The organism is Streptomyces sp. NPDC001407, assembly GCF_042895325.1.
Taxonomy (GTDB): domain Bacteria; phylum Actinomycetota; class Actinomycetes; order Streptomycetales; family Streptomycetaceae; genus Streptomyces.
This window is the reverse complement of record NZ_JBIAWF010000018.1, coordinates 1-20,328: the sequence shown is the minus strand read 5'-3', so window position 1 is coordinate 20,328 and position 20,328 is coordinate 1. Positions and strand designations below refer to the sequence as shown.

Sequence of the window (20,328 nt, the reverse complement as noted above, 5' to 3'; positions counted from 1 at the left end):
CGCGCCCTGTTGGGACCCTGACAGTGTCTCAGGCCGCTCGTTCGGCCGCGCTGCGTTCCACGCAGAACTCGTTGCCCTCGATATCGGAGAGGGTCACCCACCCGGTGCCGTCCGGGCGGCGGTGGTCGCCGGCCACCGTGGCGCCGAGGGACAGCAGGCGCTCCACCTCGGCGTCCCGGGTCCGGTCCTGCGGCTGGAGGTCCAGATGCAGCCGGTTCTTCCGGCTCTTGGGCTCCGGGACGCTCACGAAGAGGAGTTTCGCGCTGCCGGTGATGGCCCACGCCTCCGGGTCGCCCGGCAGGTCCTCGTCCGCGAGCGAACCGCCGAGGACCTCGGCCCAGAAGGACGCCAGGCGGTAGGGATCGGCGCAGTCGACGGTGACGTGACCTATGAGGGATGCCATGGGGCGCACCCTATCCACGCGCGTCAGTGACCGCCCCTGGGTTGATCGCAGCCGGAGTGATCGGGGTAGCCGCCGAAGGCGTCCGCCCGGGTCGCGTCGCGGCTCATCGTGCCCTCCACGCAGAGCGGAGAGGTGTCGATGAGGAAGCCGACTCCGGTGGAGCCGGTCTCGTAGGCCCGCACCTTGTCGGCGGGGTAGCCGAGGCCGGTGATCGCGTCCCGGGTGCTCCCGGGCGTGAAGTCACCGCGCTTGCGCAGCGGTTCGAGTGCGCTCTTGACGCGCCCGACGGCGGCGAGCCCCTCGCAGCGGCGATGGCCGTACAGCGGCAGGGGGACCATGAAACCGTGGTTCTCGGCGTAGTGGTCGGTGGGCGGCGTGGCCGGGTCCGGCGTACCGGCGGTCGCCGACGGCGCCGGTGTGGCAGTGTCGCCAGGGCACGGGACGTCCGCCGGCGCGCTCGGCGCGGCCCGGTGCGCACCGGTGTCTCCCCCGGCCCGCTGCGTCCCGCATCCGGCCACCAGCAGGGCCAGCACCGCTATCGGCAGCACCCCGCGCCGGGGCCACGTCATTCCGATCGTTGTCATCCGCTGATCCTGCCCCGGATCACGGCCGGAGTCAGGTCTGCGTCTCGACCACGCGGTCGCCGAACGCGGCCCACGGGCGCCAGCCGCCACCGGGCCGGTCCCGCACGCGGGTACGTACGCGGCCGTCGGCGGTGACGGCGAAGACGTGGGTCCTTCCGGTGGCGTCGACCGCTGCCGTGGGCGTGGCGGCGAGCCGGACGCCGGGCTCGCCGAAGTCGTCACCGGGATCCCAGCCACCGCCGGTGGCGAGTTGCCGGCGGTGGCCGAGGAGGGCCCCGCCGGGCGACAGGGCGAACGCTTCGAGCCTGCCGTCCGCGTCGGGGGCCAGTGCCGGGGCCGCGGCCGTCCAGCCGAACAGCGGTCGCCAGTCGTCCCAGCCGCCGCTCGGCACGCTCTGGCGCCGGCAGAACGTCGCCTGGCCGGACGGGGCCGTCGCCACGACAATGAGCCTGCCGCTGCCGTCACGTGCCACGCGCGGCGCACCACCGGCCGCGGTGCCGAAGCGGCTCCACTGCGCCCAGGGGCCGTCGGGTGTCTCCTGCCACCGGTGGTAGATGCCCGAGCCACCGGGCGAGAGGGCGAAGACCTCCAGCCGTCCGTCGGCGTTGGCGGCGACGACGGGCGGCGCGCCCGCGGGTCCGCCGAAGCCGCCGTCCCACGCTTGCCATGTCAGCGACCCGGGCGAGGCCTGCCGTCGCCGGGCGACGGCGCTCCCGGCCGGGCCGAGCGCGAAGACCTCCAGTGCGCCGTCGGCGCCGCGGGCGACGGCCGGGGCCGCGCCCGCCGCGCCACCGAACTCCTCCCAGTCGTACCAACTGCCGTCCGGACGCTGCGCCCGGTGATCCAGACCGGCACCGCCCGGGGCGAGGGAGAACACCTCCAGCCGGCCGTCGGTGTCTCGGCCGAGTGTGGGCACCGCCCCGGCCGGCCCGCCGAACGGCTGCCACGACGACCAGGTGCCGGACTGCGGATCGAGCTGGACGCATCGCAGCAACGCATGGTCGCTCGCGTCCAGGGCGAACACGTTCAGCCGGCCGTCGGCGCCCAGCCCGGCGACCGGGTTCTCGGCGCTCTGCCAGGGCGGTGGTGCGTCCAGCCACCGCAAGGGGGCCATGTACAGCCCCTGCTGGAACCAGCCCGCGGCACTCACGTGCCACTGCTCTCCGTCGGTGACCACCTCGACAGCGTGTCCGGGCACATGGCCCGCGTAGCCGTCGAGGCCGAAGGAGAACGGATTCCTGGACGCGAACACGTCCGTGCCGTCGTATCCCTCGCGAGGGCCGATGAAGAGGTGGTACCAGCCGTCCCGTTCGACGACGAAGGGTGACTCGGTGACCGATACCGTCGTGGTGGTGGTCGCGTCGGTGAACACGGTTCCCGGCTCGCTCCAGTGCACCAGGTCGTCGGAGCGCCGGAAGGCCACCACGTGCCGGCCGTCCTGGCCGGACAGTTCGGTGTAGTACATCACCCACTGCCCGTCGATCCGCACCACCATCGGGTCGCGCGCCGCGCGCCCCCGGAAGAGCGGGCCGGTCGGGAGGCGCGTCCAGGTGAACAGGTCGGTCGAGGTGGCGAGGTTGATCGCCGCGCCGTCACGGCCACCGGCGGCGTAGAACATCCAGTACGTGCCGCCCGCCTCGACGACGTGCGGCGCCCAGAGGTGTTCCTCCCCGAAGTAGGCCGGGTCGCGGGTCAGCGCGTCGGCGTGCGTGGTCCATGGCCCGTACGGGTCCGGGGCGGACGCGTGGGCGAAGGAGATCTCGGCCGCGCTGTCGGGGGCCTGGCCGGGAGGCGCGGCGGGGCCGGTGATGCCGAACAGGTGCCACCGGTCGGCTGCCTTGATCAGCGTGTGGTCGTTGAGGTAGCGCGGCCCGCCCGGGGTGGACGGGTCGTAGACGTGTGTGAAGGGCCCCGCACCGATCCACCGGTGGGGCGGAGGCGGCGCGGCGGTGGCGCCGCCGGCACCCAGCAGTGCGAGTGCGCCCGCCGCGGCGGAGCCCTGGAGCAGGCGGCGTCTGCTGATCGGATGCACGGGACCTCCGGAGGGATGTCGCGGCCGGCCGGGCCTCGGCCCTGGCCGGCCGCGGGGGTCGGGTCAGGTGACGGGAGGACCGGAGGTGCTGTTGACCCAGTCCCATTCGGACCAAGTGCTGAAGCCGGTCTGCCACCGGTGATGGACCCCGGCCTGACTGGTACCGAAGACCTCGATGCGGCCGTCGGCATTCGTCGCGGCAGCGATCTCGGTGCCGCCGGTGCCGAATTTGTCCCAGTCGGCGTAGGGGGCGTTCAGCCCCTTCTGCCAGGTGTGCATGGCGACATCGCCGTTGATGGCGAAGACCTCCACCCGCCCGTCGGGGCTGCGGTTGCTGGTGAGCTGCGCGTTCGCGGGACCGCCCGTCGGCTCCCAGCCCGACCAGGTCGTCGGATTCGTCTGGTACCTGTGGAACACCCCCACGGGCCCCGAGGCGAACACCTCTAGACGCCCGTCCGCGTTGTGATCGACGGTCACGTCATGGCCACCGCCGCCGAAGTCCTCCCACTGCGACCAGCCACCGTTGACAGCCGTCTGATACAGATGCTGGAACGTGCTCCCGTTGAGAGCGAACACCTCCAGTCGCCCGTCGACGGACTTCTCCATCTTCACGCGGCTGTCGGCAGGACCACCACCGACAGACTCCCAGCCCGACCACCCACTGTTGGGAGCGGTCTGATAGCGGTGGAAGACCTCCTTCGGCCCCGAAGCGAACACCTCGATGCGGCCGTCGGCATTGACTCCCGCGGCTACGCTGCTTCCGCCCTTGCCGAAGTCCTCCCAGTTGGACCAGGCACCGGACGGCGACATCTGATAACGGTGCTGGGCGACTTGGCCATTGATCGCGAACGCCTCCAGCCGTCCGTCCGCGTTCGGCGCGATCGCGAGCTGCGCGTTGCCGGGGCCACCCACCTTCTCCCACTCCGACCAGGCACCATTCACCTGGGTCTGCCAGGCGTGCTGCACTCCGTCCGCCCCGGCCGCGTACACCTCGAGACGACCGTCGGCCGACCGCGCCGACACCACCCGGCCCGACTTCGCCGGATACACCAACGGCGCGGGTCCGGTGCCGGGATTCCCGAGCCGCGCCACCGCGGCACGTGCCTCGCCCATGTGCCGCAGGTGCGCGCCCTCGTTGTACGTGGACCACTGGTCCCAGCTGCGCCCGCCGTTGGAGATACGGAACGCCGCGTCCGCGTTGCACTGGGGAGCGTAGGCGCAGGCGTCGTCGACCTCCTTGTGCCAGTAGTCGTTGATCTGCCACAGTCCGCGGTCGGTCGACGCGGGTGAGTTGCCCGACGTGTTGTGCGCCGACGGATTGCAGCTGGACTCGGCCAGTGCGACGGCTACGGCGAGTTCCAGGGCCTCGCCGCGGAATCCCGCGTTGTAGCCGACCTGGGCACACAGGTCGCTCGGGTCGGCCTGCGCCGGTGAGGCGCCGACGACCATGCCCGCCGCGACGAGCAGCGAGGCGAGTACCGACAGGAGAATACGGTGGGGAGCGCGTCGTGCCGGCGGCGTCGTTCTCGCCCACCGGAGGCGCTGGATTCTTGTCAACTGCTGGCCCTTCGGGGAGTGCGTCAGGTGATGGGGGGACCGGAGGTGCTGTTGACCCAGATCCATTCGGACCAGGTGCTGAAGCCGGTCTGCCACCGGTGATAGACCCCGGCCTTGCTGGTCCCGAAGACCTCGATGCGCCCGTCGGCATTCGTCGCGGCATTGATCTCGGTGCCGCCGGTGCCGAATTTGTCCCAGTCGCTGTAAGGGGCGTTCAGGTCCTTCTGCCAGGTGTGCATGGCGACATCACTGTTGATGGCGAAGACCTCCACCCGCCCATCGGCGGTGCGGTTGCTGGTGAGCTGCGCGTTCGCCGGACCGCCCGAAGGCTCCCAGCCCGACCAACTGGTGGGATCGGTCTGGTATCTGTGGAACACCCCCACAGGGCCGGAGGCGAAGACCTCCAGGCGCCCGTCCGCGTTGTGGTCGACGGTCATGTCGTGACCGCCACCGCCGAAGTCCTCCCACTGCGACCAGCCACCGCTGACGGCCGTCTGATACAGATGCTGGAACGTGCTCCCGTTGAGCGCGAACACCTCCAGTCGCCCGTCAGGAGCCTTCTCCATCTTCACGCGGCTGCCCGCAGGGCCCCCGCCCGAAGGCTCCCAGCCCGACCACCCACTGTTGGGAGCGGTCTGATAGCGGTGGAAGACCTCCTTCGGCCCCGAAGCGAACACCTCGATGCGGCCGTCGGCATTGACTCCCGCGGCTACGCTGTTCCCGCCCTTGCCGAAGTCCTCCCAGTTGGACCAGGCACCGGACGGCGACATCTGATAACGGTGCTGGGCGACTTGGTCATTGATCGCGAACGCCTCCAGGCGCCCGTCCGCGTTCGGCGCGATCGCGAGCTGCGCGTTGCCGGGACCGCCCACCTTCTCCCACTCCGACCAGGCACCATTCACCTGGGTCTGCCAGGCGTGCTGCACTCCGTCCGCCCCGGCCGCGTACACCTCGAGACGACCGTCGGCCGACCGCGCCGACACCACCCGGCCCGACTTCGCCGGATACACCAACGGCGGGGGTCCAGGGCGCTGTCCCGGCGTGCACGGTACGGTCACGCCGCGTTCCCCGAGGTAGGGAATGGGGTCGATGCCGTGATTCATGCTGGTGTCGCGGCGCACCCGCAGGTGGAGGTGGGGACCGGTGGCCTCGCCCTCGGCGCCCATGAGCGCGATGCGCTGACCGGCCGTCACCCGGTCGCCCACGGCCACGTCCCTCTCGTACATGTGCCCGTACTCGGTCACCGTTCCGTCGGGGTGCAGGATGCGGATCCACTGGCCGTAGCCGCTCGCGGGCCCCGAGTTGATGACCTCGCCGTCACCCACGGCGTAGATCGGCGTGCCGCGGGCGTTGGCGATGTCGATGCCGTCGTGATCACGGGATCCGCCGTAGGGATCGGAGATGAAACCGGCCGTCGGGCACGAGGCGGCGAACCCGGCGACCTGGGCGGCGGCCGGGGATGTGCTCACCAGCGACGGCAGGACGGCTGCCGTCGCCGCGAGAACGAAGTGCAGCGCGCGTCTGGAGAGATCGTGAAACACGTTGGCGTTCCTCCCCCCTGGGGGTGGTGTACGGGTGGGCTGCGCGTACGGTCCGCCGGGCGAGGAGCCCACGCGAACCGGCGGGGAGAGGCTAGCCACGGCCACCGGGCGAGGGCATCCGGAACGCTACGGAATGACAACTCCGGCCGGGGTCGGGTAATCGCGTGAGCCATCAGTAGAGTCGGCACGAGGCCGGCGTCGGTGCCGCCCGGGTCGGCCTCCCGCTCACCCCTCACCGGCCCGGGACAGCACGCGAACGCCCCGCATTTCACCGATCACCCGAGGAGCTCCGCATGAAGATGCTCATCAACACCCCCGAGACCGTCGTCGCCGACGCCCTGCGCGGGATGGCCCTCGCGCATCCCGAGTTGAGGGTCGACGTCGAGGGGCGCGTCGTCGTTCGGGGGGACGCGCCCGTCGCGGGGAAGGTGGGGCTCGTGTCGGGGGGCGGGTCCGGGCATGAGCCGTTGCACGGCGGCTTCGTGGGGTACGGAATGCTGGACGCCGCCTGTCCCGGTGAGGTCTTCACCTCCCCCGTGCCCGACCAGATGGTGCGCGCCGCTGCCGCCGTGGACGGTGGGCGGGGCGTGCTGTTCATCGTGAAGAACTACACAGGCGACGTCCTCAACTTCAACATGGCCGCCGAGCTGGCGGAGGACGAGGGCATCCAGGTCGCCAGCGTGCTCGTCAACGACGACGTGGCGGTGACCGACAGCCTCTTCACCGCCGGCCGCCGGGGGACCGGGGCCACCCTGTTCGTGGAGAAGATCGCGGGCGCGGCGGCCGAGGAGGGGGCGCCGCTGGAGCGGGTGGAGGCCCTGGCCCGGCGGGTGAACGAGTCCTCGCGCAGCTTCGGCGTGGCCCTCGGAGCGTGTACGACCCCCGCCAAGGGCAGCCCCACCTTCGACCTGCCGGCCGGGGAGCTGGAGCTGGGTGTGGGCATCCACGGTGAGCCCGGCCGGGAGCGGCGGGCGATGATGACGTCCGGCGAGATCGCGGACTTCGCGGTGGACGCGGTGCTGACGGACCTGCGGCCCACCGAGCCGGTGCTGCTGCTGGTCAACGGCGCGGGGGCGACGCCGCTGCTGGAGCTGTACGGCTTCACGGCAGAGGTCCACCGGGTGCTCGCCGCGCGGGGCGTGACCGTCGCCCGGACGCTCGTGGGTGACTACGTCACGTCCCTCGACATGGCGGGCGCCTCGGTGACGCTGTGTCAGGCGGACGGGGAGCTGCTCCGGCTGTGGGACGCGCCCGTGCAGACCGCGGGCCTGCGCTGGGGGCGCTGAGCCGAGGCCACGACCGGGCCCCGCTCCTGTTCCCCGGGGGCGGCCTGGTCAGCGTGGAGTGACCGCTTTCCCCGTCCCGGGCGGCCCCCGGTCCATTGGGCCGAACGGGTAGGCCCCCGGATTCGCGTCGCGTTCACCACTCCGCTTTCCAACGCCCTGCGGGAGCGGCCGCGGCCCTGACAGACTGGACACACTGCGACGGAGCCACGGTGAGCAGGAGTTGGTGGTCAGTGAGCGAAAGGCCGAAGCGCCCCTACACGAAGGACGAAGTGCTCCACGGAGTGGCACTGATCCAGGCGCATCTCGCGGAGGACATGGACGCCATCGCCGCACTCCAGGGCCTGGAGGAGGACGAGCGGTCGGCGCGGGAGACGGCACGGGCCATGTTCGCGCTGGCCCACATCATTGTCTACGGCGCCGTCATCCCGCAGATGTGGGTCGTCAAGAAGGACTTCAGTTATGGCAACACCGGCAATGTGCCGGAGCTCTCCCTGGCGCTGCTCTTCGTCGAGCGGATCGAGCAGCGGGTGGAACTCGCCCATGTGCACCCGGTGGTGGGAGCGTTGTCGGCGGGCGACGTCATGGGACTGATCGTGGAGTGCCTGGGGACGAAGATGGAGGACGTCCCGACATTCCTCGACGCGGTGCGGGAGCAGACCCTGCGTTCCATGGCGTGACGGGGGCGTGACGGGCGCCGCGGGCGTCAGCCGAACCGGCAGATGCCGCCGGTGCCCTGTGCGGGCGCGCCGGGGGTGTCCGGCTCCAGGATGCGTACGTCGGCGCCGGTGAGCAGCGCGGAGCGGACGACGACGTCGGCCAGCCGGCCGCTCGCGAGCGGGCCGCTGCCGTTGGGCACGAAGTCCTCACGGTGTTCGTAGACGTCGGTGGGCCCGGGCCCGAACCAGGCAGTGCGAGAGTCCTGCGGGTCGTCGGTGACGGCCAGGGTGCCCACCCTGCCGGCGGCCAGTGCCTGGAGGGTGGCGTGCACGCCTTCCACGGCGTGGCCGCCCGGTGCGCGTTCCTCGTCGAGGCGGCGCAGGAGCCCGGCGGTCTCCTCGCGGGCGGCCGCCGCCGCCTCCGCCGCGACCTGGGCGGCGCGCCCGCTGCCGGAGCCGTCCTCGCTGCGGCTGCCGCTGACCTGGCCCACGGACACACTGCTCCGGACCCGGGCCGGGAGGTGCTTGGTCAGATACTGCCGGGCCCGTACGTCACCGGCGAGCAGGAGGAGGCGGGCGGAGACCTCGTCGAGCGCCTCGGTCACGGCGTCGGCGACCGCGGCGGCGTTGTGCTCCCAGGAGTCCTCGGCGCGGTGCTGGAAGCGCATCTGCGGCAGGCCGGAGCTCCGCCCGATCTCGTCGTCGGGGCCGGTGACCGTGCGCCGTACGGGCTCGGTGGAGCCCTCGGCGTAGAGCAGCAGGTCGGCTCCGGCGCGGTCCACGACGACGACCACGTGGGCCGGGTGGTCCTGGCGCCATTCCATCAAGGGCAGCAGGTGCGGCAGGGTGCCGGACACCGCGAGGTCGCCGTGTCCGTCGCCGGGCAGTTCGACGACGTGTCTGACCTTGCCCTCCGCCGCGAACGCGGCCAGTGCCCCGGTGCCCGGCAGCCGGTCCATGACCTCGGCGGTGAGGGCGTCCAGGGTGGCCGGGGCGGTTCCCTCGTCGGCCAGCCGCGCGGTCAGGCCGCGCCACCGGGACTGGGCCGCCTGCGCCAGCTGGGGCCGCGGCTCACGGTCGAAGTACACCGACAGGAAGGGGCCCGGCGCCTGGAGCAGCTCGCGCAGGGTGCCGGTGTCGGTGGCTGTGGCAGTGGTCATGGGGTTCTCCTTCGACGGAACAGCGCCGTCCACCCGGGGGCCGGAACCCCCCAGGGCCCGTGGATCCGGCTCCCCCTTCCAGGTGACCAGATGCGGCGGCATCGTGCCATCCGTGGCGGCCGGCCCGTGCTGCGGGGCTGCCCCGTCCGCACCGCCGCTGCGCGGCGGTGTCCTCGAGCGCCGGACGGGCTGGTTGTGCCACAGGTCGGCGATCAGGTGCGGCGCACCAAGCCTGTCCGGCGCTCGAGGACGTGCCCGCGGAGCATTTCCCGCCTCAGGCGGCAGCCGGGCCCGCCTGGCGACGAGCCGTTGGGCAGCGCCTACGAGGCGTCGGGGTCCGCCCCGTGCCACACCGTCGTGACGTTGCAGAACTCCCGGATGCCGTGCCCCGCCAGCTCGCGGCCGTAGCCGGAGCGCTTCACGCCGCCGAAGGGGAGCGCCGGGTGCGAGGCGGTCATGCCGTTGAAGAAGACACCACCGGCCTCGATGTCCCGCGCGAAGCGCTCCTGCTCCTCGCGGTCGCGGGTCCAGACGTTGGAGCTCAGCCCGAAGGGGGTGTCGTTGGCGAGCTCCACCGCCTCGTCGAGCCCGCCGACCCGGTAGAGCGTCGCCACCGGCCCGAACGCCTCCTCGCGGTGGATCCGCATCCCGGGGGTGATCCCGGCGAGCACCGTCGGTTCGTAGAACCAGCCGCGCTCCAGGCCCTCCGGCCGGCTGCCGCCGCACAGGACGGTGGCGCCTCGGCGCACCGCGTCATCGACGAGTTCCTCCAGGTCGGCGCGGCCCTGCTCGCTGGCGAGGGGGCCGACGTCGGTGGTGTCGGCCATGGGGTCACCGACGGTCAGCGCCGCCATGCGGGCCGTGAAGCGCTCGGCGAAGTCGTCGTAGACGCGGGTGTGGATGATGAAGCGCTTGGCGGCGATGCAGGACTGCCCGTTGTTCTGCACGCGGGCGGTCACCGCGGTGCTCACGGCCCGGTCGAGGTCGGCCGACGGCAGCACGACGTAGGGGTCGCTGCCGCCGAGTTCGAGGACGGTCTTCTTGATCTCGTCACCGGCGATCGCGGCCACGGACCGACCGGCCGGTTCGCTGCCGGTGAGCGTGGCGGCGGCGACCCTGGGGTCGCGGAGGATGCCTTCGACGGCCCGGGAGCCCACGAGCAGCGTCTGGAAGCACCCCTCGGGGTATCCAGCGCGACGGAAGAGGTCCTCCAGATAGAGCGCGGTCTGCGGCACGTTGGAGGCGTGCTTGAGGAGGCCCACGTTGCCCGCCATCAGGGCGGGCGCCGCGAAGCGCGTGACCTGCCACAGCGGGAAGTTCCACGGCATGACCGCGAGGACCACGCCCAGGGGGCGGTAGCGGACCCGGGCGTGCGCGGCGCCGGAGTCCTTCACCTCGGTCTCGGAGGGGAACTCGTCGGCCAGCAGGATCTCGGCGTGCCCGGCGTACCAGCGCATCGCCTTGGCGCACTTGGCCGCCTCGGCGCGGGCGGCGGCCAGGGGCTTGCCCATCTCGGTGGTCATGGTGCGGGCGATGGCATCCTGGTCCTCCTCCAGGAGGTCCGCGGCGCGGCTCATCAGCCGGGCGCGCTCAGGGAGGTCGGTGGTGCGGTAGCGCCGGAAGGCCGAGGCTGCGGTGGCCAGGCACCGCTCGATCCCGTCCGCTCCGAGCTCGTCGAACGTCCTGAGCGTCTCACCGTTCGCGGGGTTCACCGTCGCAATGGGCACGGATGTCTGCCTCCTCCTGCTCCTCGTGCTCGATGCCTCGACCTTGCAGGGGCCCGTGCGGGCGCGCAAGACGTGGTGCGGCGGCCGTCAGCGGTCCGGCCCGTACGGCGGGGCCGGGTGCGGGCTCAGCGGGGAGGCTGCTCCCGCGCGTCGTCGGGGGTGCGCGCCTGGCCGGGCAGCCGCGCCGGGCCCTCGATCGCCGGCCGCGGTGCCACGGCGGGCGGGCGGGGCAGCACCCGTGCGTGGTAGAGCCAGCCCACGGCCACGGCCGAGGTCACCCCGAAGCCCAGACAGCACAGCCACGGCAGCCACCTGCGGCCGGTGCACTCGGCGAGGTCCATCGCCCACCCGACGACGGCGTTGCCGCCGACGGCGGCCGTGCCGGACAGCATGTAGAACAGCCCGAAGTACGTCCCGGTCAGCCGCTCGCGGCCGAAGCGCGGGATGACTTCCATGGCCGACGGATAGGCGACCATGCCCCCGGCGTAGAGCAGCAGCGCGCCGGTGAGCATGACGGCCAGTCGCGCGATGCCCTGTCCGGGGCCGTCCGGCCGGGTCGTGACGCAGATCAGCAGGGGCGGCACGAAACCGGCTCCTATCAGCCCGATCCCGGCCCCCAGCCAGCGCGCGCCGCCTCCGCGCCGCGCCAGGCTTCTGGTGATGGGGAGTTGGAAGAGCAGGTGGACGACGGCTCCGGAGGCCAGCAGCACCCCGGCCGCGCCGTCCCAGCCGGAGACCGTGCGCGCGCCCTCGGGCAGCAGGACGAAGAGCTGGTTCTCCATGACGACCATGCCGGTGGCGGCGAGGGAGAAGCACAGGAACCGGCGGTTGCCGAGGACCTCGCGCCAGTCGGCGAGTACGGTCTCGGACGCCGGGACGGTCTTGCACGCCGGGAGGGTGAGCGCCTGGGCGATCGTCAGCAGGGTGAAGAAGGCGGAGACGGCCAGCGCACAGACCCTGATGTCCGCGAGGAACAGCAGGCTGCCGAGCAGCAGTCCGATCAGCCATCCGCTGGTGGCGAAGACGTTGAGCAGCGCGAACGTCTCGGCCTGCCGCTCCCCCATCTCCTGGGCGACGTAGGACCGTACGGCGGGGTAGAAGAGGGCCCCCGCCAGGCTGCTGAGCACGGAGGCGGCCAGCAGCAACGGCAGGGAGTTCCCGAAGGCGAAGAGGACGAAACCCGCCGTCCGCAGGGCGCACCCGGCGACGATGACCGTGCGCGCACCGAGCCGGTCCGCCGCGGTTCCGCCCACGACGAAGAGGCCCTGCTGGCTGAGATTCCGTGCGGCGAGCACCAGTCCGACCAGTGCCGCCGACATCCCCAGGTCCTCTTCCAGATACTTCGCGAGAAAGGGGATCAGGACGCAGTATCCGATGTCGACGCCGAACTGGTTGATGAATAGCAAACGCAATGCCAGAGGGAATTCACGGACCGCCCGAAAAGCTCTCATGCGCGCGCCCCTGTGGGCCCGACCGGCAGCCGACCGCGGTCGGGGAATCAACCATGATTTCGGCCCGCTCACGGGCCCGGATGCCCCGGTGTACGGCTCGTCGGCTCGCTGTTCCGGTCAGTGGAAGGTCACGTTCGACGACCTCGAAGAGAGCGGTCGATCATATGCTTTTGCGGCCCATCCCCGATGCCCCCGACCGTATTCCTGACGGACACTTCGCCAGACACTTTAGCAAAGCGAGTCCCATGCCGACAGGGCTCGTTGGTGGGGTATTCCGCTTTGCCCGGCGGCATGGGAGGTGAGAGCGCACGGCCCCGTACGCCCCTCGGCACCCCGTTCCGCGCCCCGGTGGCGGGAGCGATTTCCGCGGGCCGGCCCGCATCCTTCGCCGCGCCCGATCGTCAAACAGTCCCGGGGGCCCGGACGGACCGGCCCCGCCCTCGACTCGCGGAGGCTCTCACGTGCTCACCCACACCGCTGCCGGCCTGGCCGTCAACCCCCTGGACGCCTCCTCACTGCTGGCGGCCTTCGGAGCGCTCGGGATCGCCGTGGTGCTGTTCGCGGAGACGGGACTGCTGATCGGCTTCTTCCTCCCCGGGGACTCGCTGTTGTTCACCGCCGGGCTGCTGGCGAGAGCCGGCGCGCACGCCGGGCCGCGCCTGGACCTCACCCAGGTGCTGCTCGCCGCCGCCGTCGGGGCGCTGGCCGGGGCGCAGTGCGGATACGCCGTCGGGCGCCGGGGCGGCCGCGCCCTCCTGGGCCGCTCGAAGAACCGCAGGCTGCTCGAAGGGGCCGCACGGGCGGAGGAGTTGCTCGACCGGTACGGCCACGCCCGCGCGATCGTGCTGGCCCGCTTCGTGCCGGTGGTCCGCACGGTCCTCAATCCGCTCGCCGGGGCCCTCGGGGTCGCGCCGCGGACCTTCACGCTCTGGCAGGCGGCCGGCGGCCTCGTGTGGACGGTGGGCCTGGTCCTGGCCGGTTACGGGCTCGGGTCCACTGTGCCGAACGTGGACCGCTATCTCCTGCCCCTCGTCGGGCTCGTCGTGGCGCTGTCGCTGCTCCCGCTGGTGCTGGAACTGCTGCGCGGCCGCCGCACCGGCCGGGACGATGTCGGTTCCGCGAGTTAACTCATGTGACTCCTGGGACAGTTTGGCATTACTGCGTCCTTGTCAGTCGTCCGCACAATGTGGATAGTTGGGGTGGTTGCCGGGCTTCGAGTGGGGGGATGGCATGGAGCGTCGTCTAGGTGCGCATGAGATGGCGCTCTACCGCAGCGGCGGACGTGTGCTCGTACCCTGCGAGATCGAGGGGGACGTCGATCGCGCGCTGCTCGCCGAAGCGCTCCGGATCCTGACGGAGTTCCACCCCGTCCTCCTCGGCAGGTTCGTCCCCGGCGGGGACGGCGAGGAGTCCTGCGTCGTCCAGGACGGCGACCCGCGCACGCAGCGGGTGGACATCGAGGAGTTCACGGACCTCCAGCACGAGCTGCAGGTGGTCCAGGACTGGCTGGCCGGTCCGCTGCTGCGGGTGGCCGTGTCCGAGGGCGGCCCGCGCACCACGGTGGCGCTGAGCATGCCGCGGGCCGTGGTGGACGGCTCGGCGTACATCGCGCTGTACAAGAGGCTGTGGTCCATCTACACCGACCTGTCGCTCGGCAGGAGCGTCCCGGCGCACCTCATCGCGGGCGGCCTGGCCTCGCCCTCGCTCGACACCCGCACCCAGGAGGGCTTCACCGAGGAGGAGTTGACCGGCTTCCTGGCGTCGCGGGCCGCCGAGCGCGAGGCGGTCCCGTCGGTGCTGCCCGTCCGCGGCCGCGAGCCCGGCACGTTCGGCGTCGTGCGCCTCGAACTCGACGAGCGGCGCACACGGCGGTTCGTCGACCACGCCCACGCCGCCGGCCTCAGCGTGCACAGCCTGATCTGCGGGGTTCTGCTGACAGCGGCGCGGGCCTTCCTGGCGCCGTCGTCGTCGGGGCCGGTCACGCTGGCCTGTGTCTCGGCGGTCGACATGCGCGCCCGCATATCCCCGCCCATCGAGCCGGAAAGCGTCCAGTCCTCCGCTTCCTCCAGCACGGCCACGCTGGCGGTCGCCGAGTCGCCCGACCCGGTGGCACTGGGCCGGGCGGTGGCGGAGAAGCTACGGGCCGATCTCGACGCGCGCGTACCCGACCTCGAACTCGCCACGATCCCCCGCCTGACCGACGCGACGGTACCGCGCCTGCCCACCCTGATCGTCACCAACCTCCACAAGATCCCGTCCCCGACGCTGCCCGAGGGACTGGCGGTGTCGGGGTGGCGGATCCTCCCGTTGGTGGACACGCCGGTCCCGCTGGCGACCGTCACCCGGTTCGGCGGTCGTCTCGCGATCGACCTCCCTTACTCCCGTCGCTGGTACGACGACGAAACGATGCGCCGGTTCATGTCGGCCGCTTCCGAGGTCTTCGACGAAATCCTCGCCCGGGAGACCGCTCAGGGGTAGCGCCCTCGAGCGCATACGTCGAATTCAGCATTCGTGCCGGCCGCCGGTCCGGTGGGCGTGAATTCCCTCGGAACCGGCTGTCCACATGGTCGTCGACGGCGGTTCCGGACAGCGACGCGCGGTGTTCCTTCCCGGCGATCACCCTCGGGTGGGTGCGTTCGCATGTTTTCCCCCGGCAGGGGGAGCTTGGCGCGATCTCGGTCACGGCGGCGTCCGAGCGTGCCCTGTTGAGCACGTCGTGTCCCCGGGCTGCGCGGAGAAATTCACCGGCCGCCGTCACGGCTGCCCGCGCCGGATGAGCCAGGCGCTCTCCCGCCGCCGCCGGGAAAAGCCACCATGGACACGTTCGGCACCGGCGGTGTCGCGTTCGGGACAGTCTTTTATTTTCTCTTCCGTTTCACCGCTGTTGCACGTCTGTGGAGCCGCCGCGTCGGCCGCTGACGCGAATGCGCGGGCCACGCCGCCGTATGTCCGTCAAGGGCCGCCCGCTGTAGACAACCGGCCTCCTCAAGGCGCCGTCTGACCGGACACCGGCCTCGCGGCCCAGCGGCATGACGAGGGCGTCGGGGCAGCCCGCGGCGCAGCGGAACATACCGGCGGGGCAGGTGAAGCGCCGTACGCCCCCAGGGCTTCCGTTTCGCGGCGGCAGGGGCCCGGGAGCCGGCGGCCGGACCTTCCTCGACGCCACGGCGAGCCCCGCACGCACTTCGGGGCCACCCGCTGACGTGCCGTGACGGCGGCCCTCCCGGCGCGAGCGTCCTGCCACAGCGGCCACCACACGCGCGCCCCAGCCGACCCACTAATTCCAGCCATCATCGTCAGCACCCTCGGTCCCGCCGTCACCTCCGAGCGGACGAACCGCGTTCCTCGGCCAGCGACTCTCACCATGGCGTGAATACGCAGGTCACCGCCCTCACAAACGGGCGCTCCGGTCTGATTTCGGAGTGCCCGGCCGGCCGGCCCCACGGCCGGGGTGTGCCCCACCGCGGAACAAGGGGCCGACGGTATCCCACGCCACCCGCGAAAGCCCTGTACCCGTCTTCGGAAGCGCCAGGTCAGGCGGTATTCGACAGGGGCGCACAGGACCGGTGTCGGCGTCCGGGCGACACGCCTCCGAACCGGATCTTCTGCGCTTTCGCGGCTCTTGCGTCATTAAGTCGGCGACCTGATCGGCATTCGAACAACGGGAATGTCTTATTCCGTCCGGGTGTTGCTCTTCCCTCATTGCCCTGGGAAGTTCTGCCTTGCATCATCGATGCGTAGGGCAATGATCGACAAGAACCTCTTCGGGTTCGCGCTTCCGCCCAGCGGAGAACGGCTCGAGGAGGGATTGTTGCCGCACTCCCGCAGTGCCGTAAATATTTGTCGCATCCAGTTGGTGTTCGCCTCAGTGCGACACGCACCGAACGGACAGGACGGGCCGAGCCCGTCACCCGAGCGCTGAACAAGCGCGAAGGGCAAGCCTTTTGTCCGCCTCTGCCTTCTCCGATACGTCACACGCGTTGTTCGCGGACCTCGTCCCGGTCGTCCGCGCACTCCCGCGGACGTCACATGGCAAGGGGCAACACTTAGGGGGAACGCTCAGTGAGGTACGAAATGCTGGGGCCGCTCCGGGTCACGGACGGCAGCAAGAGCATGACCATCAACGCACACAAGGTGGAGATCGTCCTCTCCGTCCTGCTCATCCGGGCCGACCAGGTGGTGTCACCGGAGCAGCTGATGACGGAGATCTGGGGCGAGGACCTGCCCCGGCGCGCCACTGCGGGACTCCATGTGTACATCTCCCAACTGCGTAAATTCCTCAGGAGGCCGGGTGCGGCCGGCAACCCCGTCGAGACCCGTGCGCCGGGCTATGTGCTGCACAAGGGCGACGACGAGATCGACGCCCAGGTGTTCCCGCAGCTCGTCGACAAGGGAAGGGTGTTCCTCAGGGAGGAGCGGCACGACGAGGCCGCCTGCTACTTCGAGCAGGCCCTCGCCCTGTGGCGCGGTCCGGCCCTCGGATACGGCGGGAAGGGGCCGGCCGCGGGCGGCCCGATCATCGACGGCTTCTCGACCTGGCTGACGGAGACCCGCCTGGAGTGCCAGGAGATGCTGGCCGAATGCCGGCTCCAGCTGGGCCGCCACCGGGAGGCCGTCGGCATGCTCTACGCGCTCACCGCCGAGAACCCGATGCGCGAGGTCTTCTTCCGCCAGCTCATGCTGGCGCTCTACCGCTCGGAGCGGCAGGCGGACGCGCTGAAGGTGTATCAGGCGGTGCGCAGGACCCTCAAGGACGAACTGGGCCTGGAGCCCGGGCGCCCGCTCCAGGATCTGCAGCGCGCGATACTCGCCGGGGACAGGGACCTGATGGCGCCGCCCCTGGCCCTGTCGGGCCGCTGACCGGAGCTCCGTACACCGCGTGACGCGTCCGGCGGTGTACGGAGCTCCGGCGCTTCCGGCGCCCCTTGGGCAGGAGCGGCGTCAGAACGCGCAGTCCAAGTGCTTGATGCCCTCGACGAAGCTGGACTGCAGGCGCCGGGGCCGTCCCACGGCACGGATGCCGGGCAGCGCGGCGAGGAGCTCCCGGTAGAGGACGGTGATCTCCAGCCGGGCGAGGTGGGCGCCGAGGCAGACGTGCGGGCCCACCGCGCCGAAGGTGACGTGCGCGTGGGAACCGCGGGTGATGTCGAAGCGGTACGGGTCGGGGAAGACGCTCTCGTCCCGGTTCCCCGACCAGTAGAAGAGGAAGACCCGGTCGCCCCTGCGGAACCGGTGGCCGTTCAGCTCGCAGTCGCGGGCGGCGACCCGGCGCATCCAGTTGATGGGGGTGGAGACGCGGAGGATCTCCTCGACCGCGTTCTTCGCGTGCGCGTCGAAGTCCGACAGCAGCAGCTGCTTCTGCTCGGGGTGCTCGGTCAGCAGGACCAGGGCGTGGGAGATGGCGTTGCGGGTGGTCTCCATGCCGGCGATGACGAGGAGGATGAAGAAGGAGACGAGTTCCTGGCGGGTGAGCTGCTCGCCGTCCCACTGCACCTGCACCAGCTTGGTGATGAGGTCGTTCCCCGGGCGGGCGAGACGGTCGTCGCGGAGCCGCGCGATGTAGTCCCCGAGTTCGCGTGACGCCTCGATCACCGCTCGCTCGGCGTTCGCCGGGTCGGCGACGTAGTCGGGGTCGAGCGGGCCCACGATCGTGTTGGACCTCTCGAAGAGGAACTCGTGGTCCTCCTCGGGGATCCCCATCATGTCGCTGAGCACGGCGATCGGCATCTCCGCGGCGACGGGCCGGATGAAGTCACCGGGCCCGCGGGCGACGAGCTCACGGATGATGCGCCGGGCGGTACGGGTCGCCACCGCCTCGAACTCCGGGACCGTGTTGCGGCCGAAGGAGCGCGAGACGATGCGCCGGAGGCGGGAGTGCTCCGGGTTGTCCATGTTGATCATCGAGCCGTAGTACTCGTCCAGCTCGGGCGGCAGGCCGACGATGGTGGTCGCGCCGTTGGAGGAGAAGTCCTGCGGACGGCGGCTCACTTCCGCGATGTCGGCGTACTTCACCAGCGCGTGGTAGCCGGAGACCCAGGGCACGCCGGGCATGCTCTGCCGGATGAACGCCGGGTGCGGCAGCCCGCGCAACTCCTCGAAGAGGGCCACGCGTTCCTCGTGCGGCCGCGCCCAGAAGGACGGGTCGACGAGGTCGGGCAGGGCGGCTGGGACGGGTGTGCTTTCCGTGAGGGACACGATGCCTCGATTCGCGTTGTCCGGACCAACGATCGGTCGACCGGCTCCACCGAGCATCGCGACGACACCGCTGATCAGCGCATGACAATGGCTGGGCGCACCCTGGCAGCCGCCCCTTAAGCGCTCCTAAGACCGCGCGGCGCGCAGCGGAGTATTAGGAGGGCTTTAGCGCCGTCGACAATTCTGCAACCCGGTGGGGCCCCGCCTGCCCGATGCTCGCGCCGTACGGCTGTCCGGTCATGCGGGTCAGGGGTCCGCCAGTTCTCGCGGAGAGGAGCGGTTGTCACCGGGATGGCGCACAACGAAGAGAAGCTTCTTGAATACCTCAAGCGTGTCACTGCGGACCTGCGTCAGACCGAACGGCGGCTGCAGGAGGCCGAGTCGGCGGGCCACGAACCGATCGCGGTCATCGGCATGGCGTGCCGGCTGCCGGGCGGGGTGCGGTCCCCGGAAGAGTTCTGGGACCTGATCTCGGCGGGCGGCGACGCCGTCGCGCCGCTGCCCGCCAACCGTGACTGGGACCTCGACGCCCTCTACGACCCGGACCCGGAGAGCACCGGCACCAGCTACGTCCGCGAGGGCGGCTTCGTCCACGACGCCGGTGAGTTCGACTCCACCTTCTTCGGCATCGGCCCGAGCGAGGCCCTGGCCATGGCGCCGCAGCAGCGGCTCGCCCTGGAGACCGCGTGGGAGGCGATCGAGCGCGCGGGCATCGACCCGCTCTCCCTGCGGGGCAGCGCCACCGGCACCTTCATCGGCTGCGACGGGCTCGACTACGCCCTGGGTGCCTCCGAGGTGCCGGAGGGCATCGCCGGATACTTCACCATCGGCAACTCCGCCAGCGTCACCTCGGGCCGCGTCGCCTATGCCCTGGGTCTCGAAGGCGCGGCGGTGACGATGGACACCGCGTGTTCCTCCTCCCTGGTCTCCCTGCACCTCGCGGCCCAGGCACTGCGTACGCGGGAGTGCTCGCTGGCCCTGGCCGGTGGCACGTACGTGATGTCGTCGCCCGCGCCGCTGATCGGCTTCAGCGAGCTGCGGGGCCTGGCGCCCGACGGGCGGTGCAAGCCGTTCGCGGCGAGCAGCGACGGCATGGGCATGGCCGAGGGCACCGGCGTGGTGCTGCTGGAACGCCTCTCCGACGCACGGCGCAACGGCCATAAGGTCCTCGCGGTGATCCGGGGTTCGGCCGTCAACCAGGACGGCGCGAGCAACGGCCTCACGGCGCCCAACGGGCCCTCGCAGGAGCGGGTCATCCGCGCCGCTCTCGCCAACGCCCGGCTGTCGGCCGACGAGGTCGACGTGGTGGAGGCGCACGGCACCGGCACCACGCTCGGCGACCCCATCGAGGCCGGGGCGCTCGCCGCCGCCTATGGACAGGGCCGGCCCGAGGACCGGCCGCTGTGGCTCGGCTCGGTGAAGTCCAACATCGGCCATACACAGATCGCCGCGGGAGTGGCCGGGGTGATCAAAATGGTCCTCGCGCTGCGGCACGAACTGCTGCCCGCCACCCTGCACATCGACGCGCCCTCGCCCCACGTGGAGTGGGACGGCAGCGGCCTGCGCCTTCTCACCGAGCCGGTGAAGTGGTCACGTGGCGAGCGGGTGCGCCGTGCCGGTGTGTCCTCCTTCGGCTTCTCCGGCACGAACGCGCATGTGATCCTGGAGGAGGCGCCGGAGGAGGAGTCCGAGCCCGAGGCGGCGGAGCCCGCGCCGGGGTCGGTGGTCCCGTGGGT

Annotated in this window: 15 protein-coding genes; 6 read left to right on the top strand and 9 right to left on the bottom strand. The window is 71.4% G+C overall.

What is annotated here, in order from left to right:
- Positions 1 to 28 precede the first annotated feature (28 nt).
- From ACFY1P_RS23620 to ACFY1P_RS23600, 5 genes are all read right to left on the bottom strand, one after another.
- Entirely contained in the window at positions 29 to 403 is a 375-nt protein-coding gene (locus ACFY1P_RS23620; RefSeq protein WP_390751787.1) for a VOC family protein, read from the bottom strand.
- A 23-nt stretch (positions 404 to 426) separates the two neighbouring features.
- On the bottom strand, positions 427 to 987 hold the full coding sequence (locus ACFY1P_RS23615) for a hypothetical protein (protein WP_390751786.1): 561 nt from the start codon (positions 985 to 987) through the stop codon (positions 427 to 429).
- Between the two features lie 31 nt (positions 988 to 1,018).
- Complete coding sequence (locus tag ACFY1P_RS23610) at positions 1,019 to 3,019, bottom strand: family 43 glycosylhydrolase (protein ID WP_390751785.1); 2,001 nt, start codon at positions 3,017 to 3,019, stop codon at positions 1,019 to 1,021.
- Positions 3,020 to 3,082: 63 nt separating this feature from the next.
- Complete coding sequence (locus ACFY1P_RS23605; protein WP_361530390.1) at positions 3,083 to 4,468, bottom strand: transglycosylase SLT domain-containing protein; 1,386 nt, start codon at positions 4,466 to 4,468, stop codon at positions 3,083 to 3,085.
- A gap of 131 nt (positions 4,469 to 4,599) precedes the next feature.
- Positions 4,600 to 6,117 (bottom strand): peptidoglycan DD-metalloendopeptidase family protein, encoded by a 1,518-nt coding sequence (locus ACFY1P_RS23600; RefSeq protein ID WP_390751784.1) that lies wholly within the window; start codon positions 6,115 to 6,117, stop codon positions 4,600 to 4,602.
- A gap of 293 nt (positions 6,118 to 6,410) precedes the next feature.
- Between ACFY1P_RS23600 and dhaK the strand changes: the two genes are divergently transcribed.
- Complete coding sequence (gene dhaK / locus ACFY1P_RS23595; protein ID WP_390751783.1) at positions 6,411 to 7,403, top strand: dihydroxyacetone kinase subunit DhaK; 993 nt, start codon at positions 6,411 to 6,413, stop codon at positions 7,401 to 7,403.
- Between the two features lie 230 nt (positions 7,404 to 7,633).
- On the top strand, positions 7,634 to 8,080 hold the full coding sequence (locus tag ACFY1P_RS23590) for a DUF6224 family protein (protein WP_361530363.1): 447 nt from the start codon (positions 7,634 to 7,636) through the stop codon (positions 8,078 to 8,080).
- A gap of 26 nt (positions 8,081 to 8,106) precedes the next feature.
- Here the strand turns inward: ACFY1P_RS23590 and ACFY1P_RS23585 are convergent, their stop codons facing one another.
- From ACFY1P_RS23585 to ACFY1P_RS23575, 3 genes are all read right to left on the bottom strand, one after another.
- Complete coding sequence (locus ACFY1P_RS23585) at positions 8,107 to 9,219, bottom strand: Vms1/Ankzf1 family peptidyl-tRNA hydrolase (RefSeq protein WP_390751782.1); 1,113 nt, start codon at positions 9,217 to 9,219, stop codon at positions 8,107 to 8,109.
- Positions 9,220 to 9,539: 320 nt separating this feature from the next.
- The gene (locus ACFY1P_RS23580; protein WP_390751781.1) at positions 9,540 to 10,946 is read right to left on the bottom strand and encodes an NADP-dependent succinic semialdehyde dehydrogenase; all 1,407 of its coding nucleotides are present in this window, start codon (positions 10,944 to 10,946) and stop codon (positions 9,540 to 9,542) included.
- Positions 10,947 to 11,071: 125 nt separating this feature from the next.
- Positions 11,072 to 12,397: an MFS transporter gene (locus ACFY1P_RS23575; protein WP_361530372.1), complete on the bottom strand. Its 1,326-nt coding sequence runs from the start codon at positions 12,395 to 12,397 to the stop codon at positions 11,072 to 11,074.
- Between the two features lie 461 nt (positions 12,398 to 12,858).
- On the opposite strand from ACFY1P_RS23575, the gene ACFY1P_RS23570 reads away from it, so the two are divergent.
- The 3 genes from ACFY1P_RS23570 (at position 12,859) to ACFY1P_RS23560 (ending at position 17,257) form a co-directional block, all read left to right on the top strand.
- Positions 12,859 to 13,524 carry a DedA family protein gene (locus ACFY1P_RS23570; RefSeq protein WP_361530375.1) on the top strand — a complete coding sequence of 222 codons (666 nt, stop codon included), beginning with the start codon at positions 12,859 to 12,861 and terminating at the stop codon, positions 13,522 to 13,524.
- A gap of 103 nt (positions 13,525 to 13,627) precedes the next feature.
- The gene (locus tag ACFY1P_RS23565) at positions 13,628 to 14,875 is read left to right on the top strand and encodes a hypothetical protein (RefSeq protein WP_361530378.1); all 1,248 of its coding nucleotides are present in this window, start codon (positions 13,628 to 13,630) and stop codon (positions 14,873 to 14,875) included.
- A gap of 1,584 nt (positions 14,876 to 16,459) precedes the next feature.
- Positions 16,460 to 17,257 (top strand): AfsR/SARP family transcriptional regulator, encoded by a 798-nt coding sequence (locus tag ACFY1P_RS23560; RefSeq protein ID WP_361530381.1) that lies wholly within the window; start codon positions 16,460 to 16,462, stop codon positions 17,255 to 17,257.
- An 81-nt stretch (positions 17,258 to 17,338) separates the two neighbouring features.
- On the opposite strand, the gene ACFY1P_RS23555 is transcribed toward ACFY1P_RS23560, so the two are convergent.
- Entirely contained in the window at positions 17,339 to 18,592 is a 1,254-nt protein-coding gene (locus ACFY1P_RS23555; RefSeq protein WP_361530384.1) for a cytochrome P450, read from the bottom strand.
- A gap of 291 nt (positions 18,593 to 18,883) precedes the next feature.
- Between ACFY1P_RS23555 and ACFY1P_RS23550 the strand changes: the two genes are divergently transcribed.
- On the top strand, positions 18,884 to 20,328 hold a 1,445-nt coding region (locus tag ACFY1P_RS23550; RefSeq protein WP_390751780.1), incomplete at its 3' end, for a type I polyketide synthase.

What these genes read in the sequence shown, in the direction of transcription:
- ACFY1P_RS23620 (WP_390751787.1), bottom strand. Translation starts at nt 403, where the DNA reads ATGGCATCCCTCATAGGTCACGTCACCGTCGACTGCGCCGATCCCTAC.
- ACFY1P_RS23615 (WP_390751786.1), bottom strand. Translation starts at nt 987, where the DNA reads ATGACAACGATCGGAATGACGTGGCCCCGGCGCGGGGTGCTGCCGATA.
- ACFY1P_RS23605 (WP_361530390.1), bottom strand. Translation starts at nt 4,468, where the DNA reads ATGGTCGTCGGCGCCTCACCGGCGCAGGCCGACCCGAGCGACCTGTGT.
- dhaK (WP_390751783.1), top strand. Translation starts at nt 6,411, where the DNA reads ATGAAGATGCTCATCAACACCCCCGAGACCGTCGTCGCCGACGCCCTG.
- ACFY1P_RS23585 (WP_390751782.1), bottom strand. Translation starts at nt 9,219, where the DNA reads ATGACCACTGCCACAGCCACCGACACCGGCACCCTGCGCGAGCTGCTC.
- ACFY1P_RS23575 (WP_361530372.1), bottom strand. Translation starts at nt 12,397, where the DNA reads ATGAGAGCTTTTCGGGCGGTCCGTGAATTCCCTCTGGCATTGCGTTTG.
- ACFY1P_RS23565 (WP_361530378.1), top strand. Translation starts at nt 13,628, where the DNA reads ATGGAGCGTCGTCTAGGTGCGCATGAGATGGCGCTCTACCGCAGCGGC.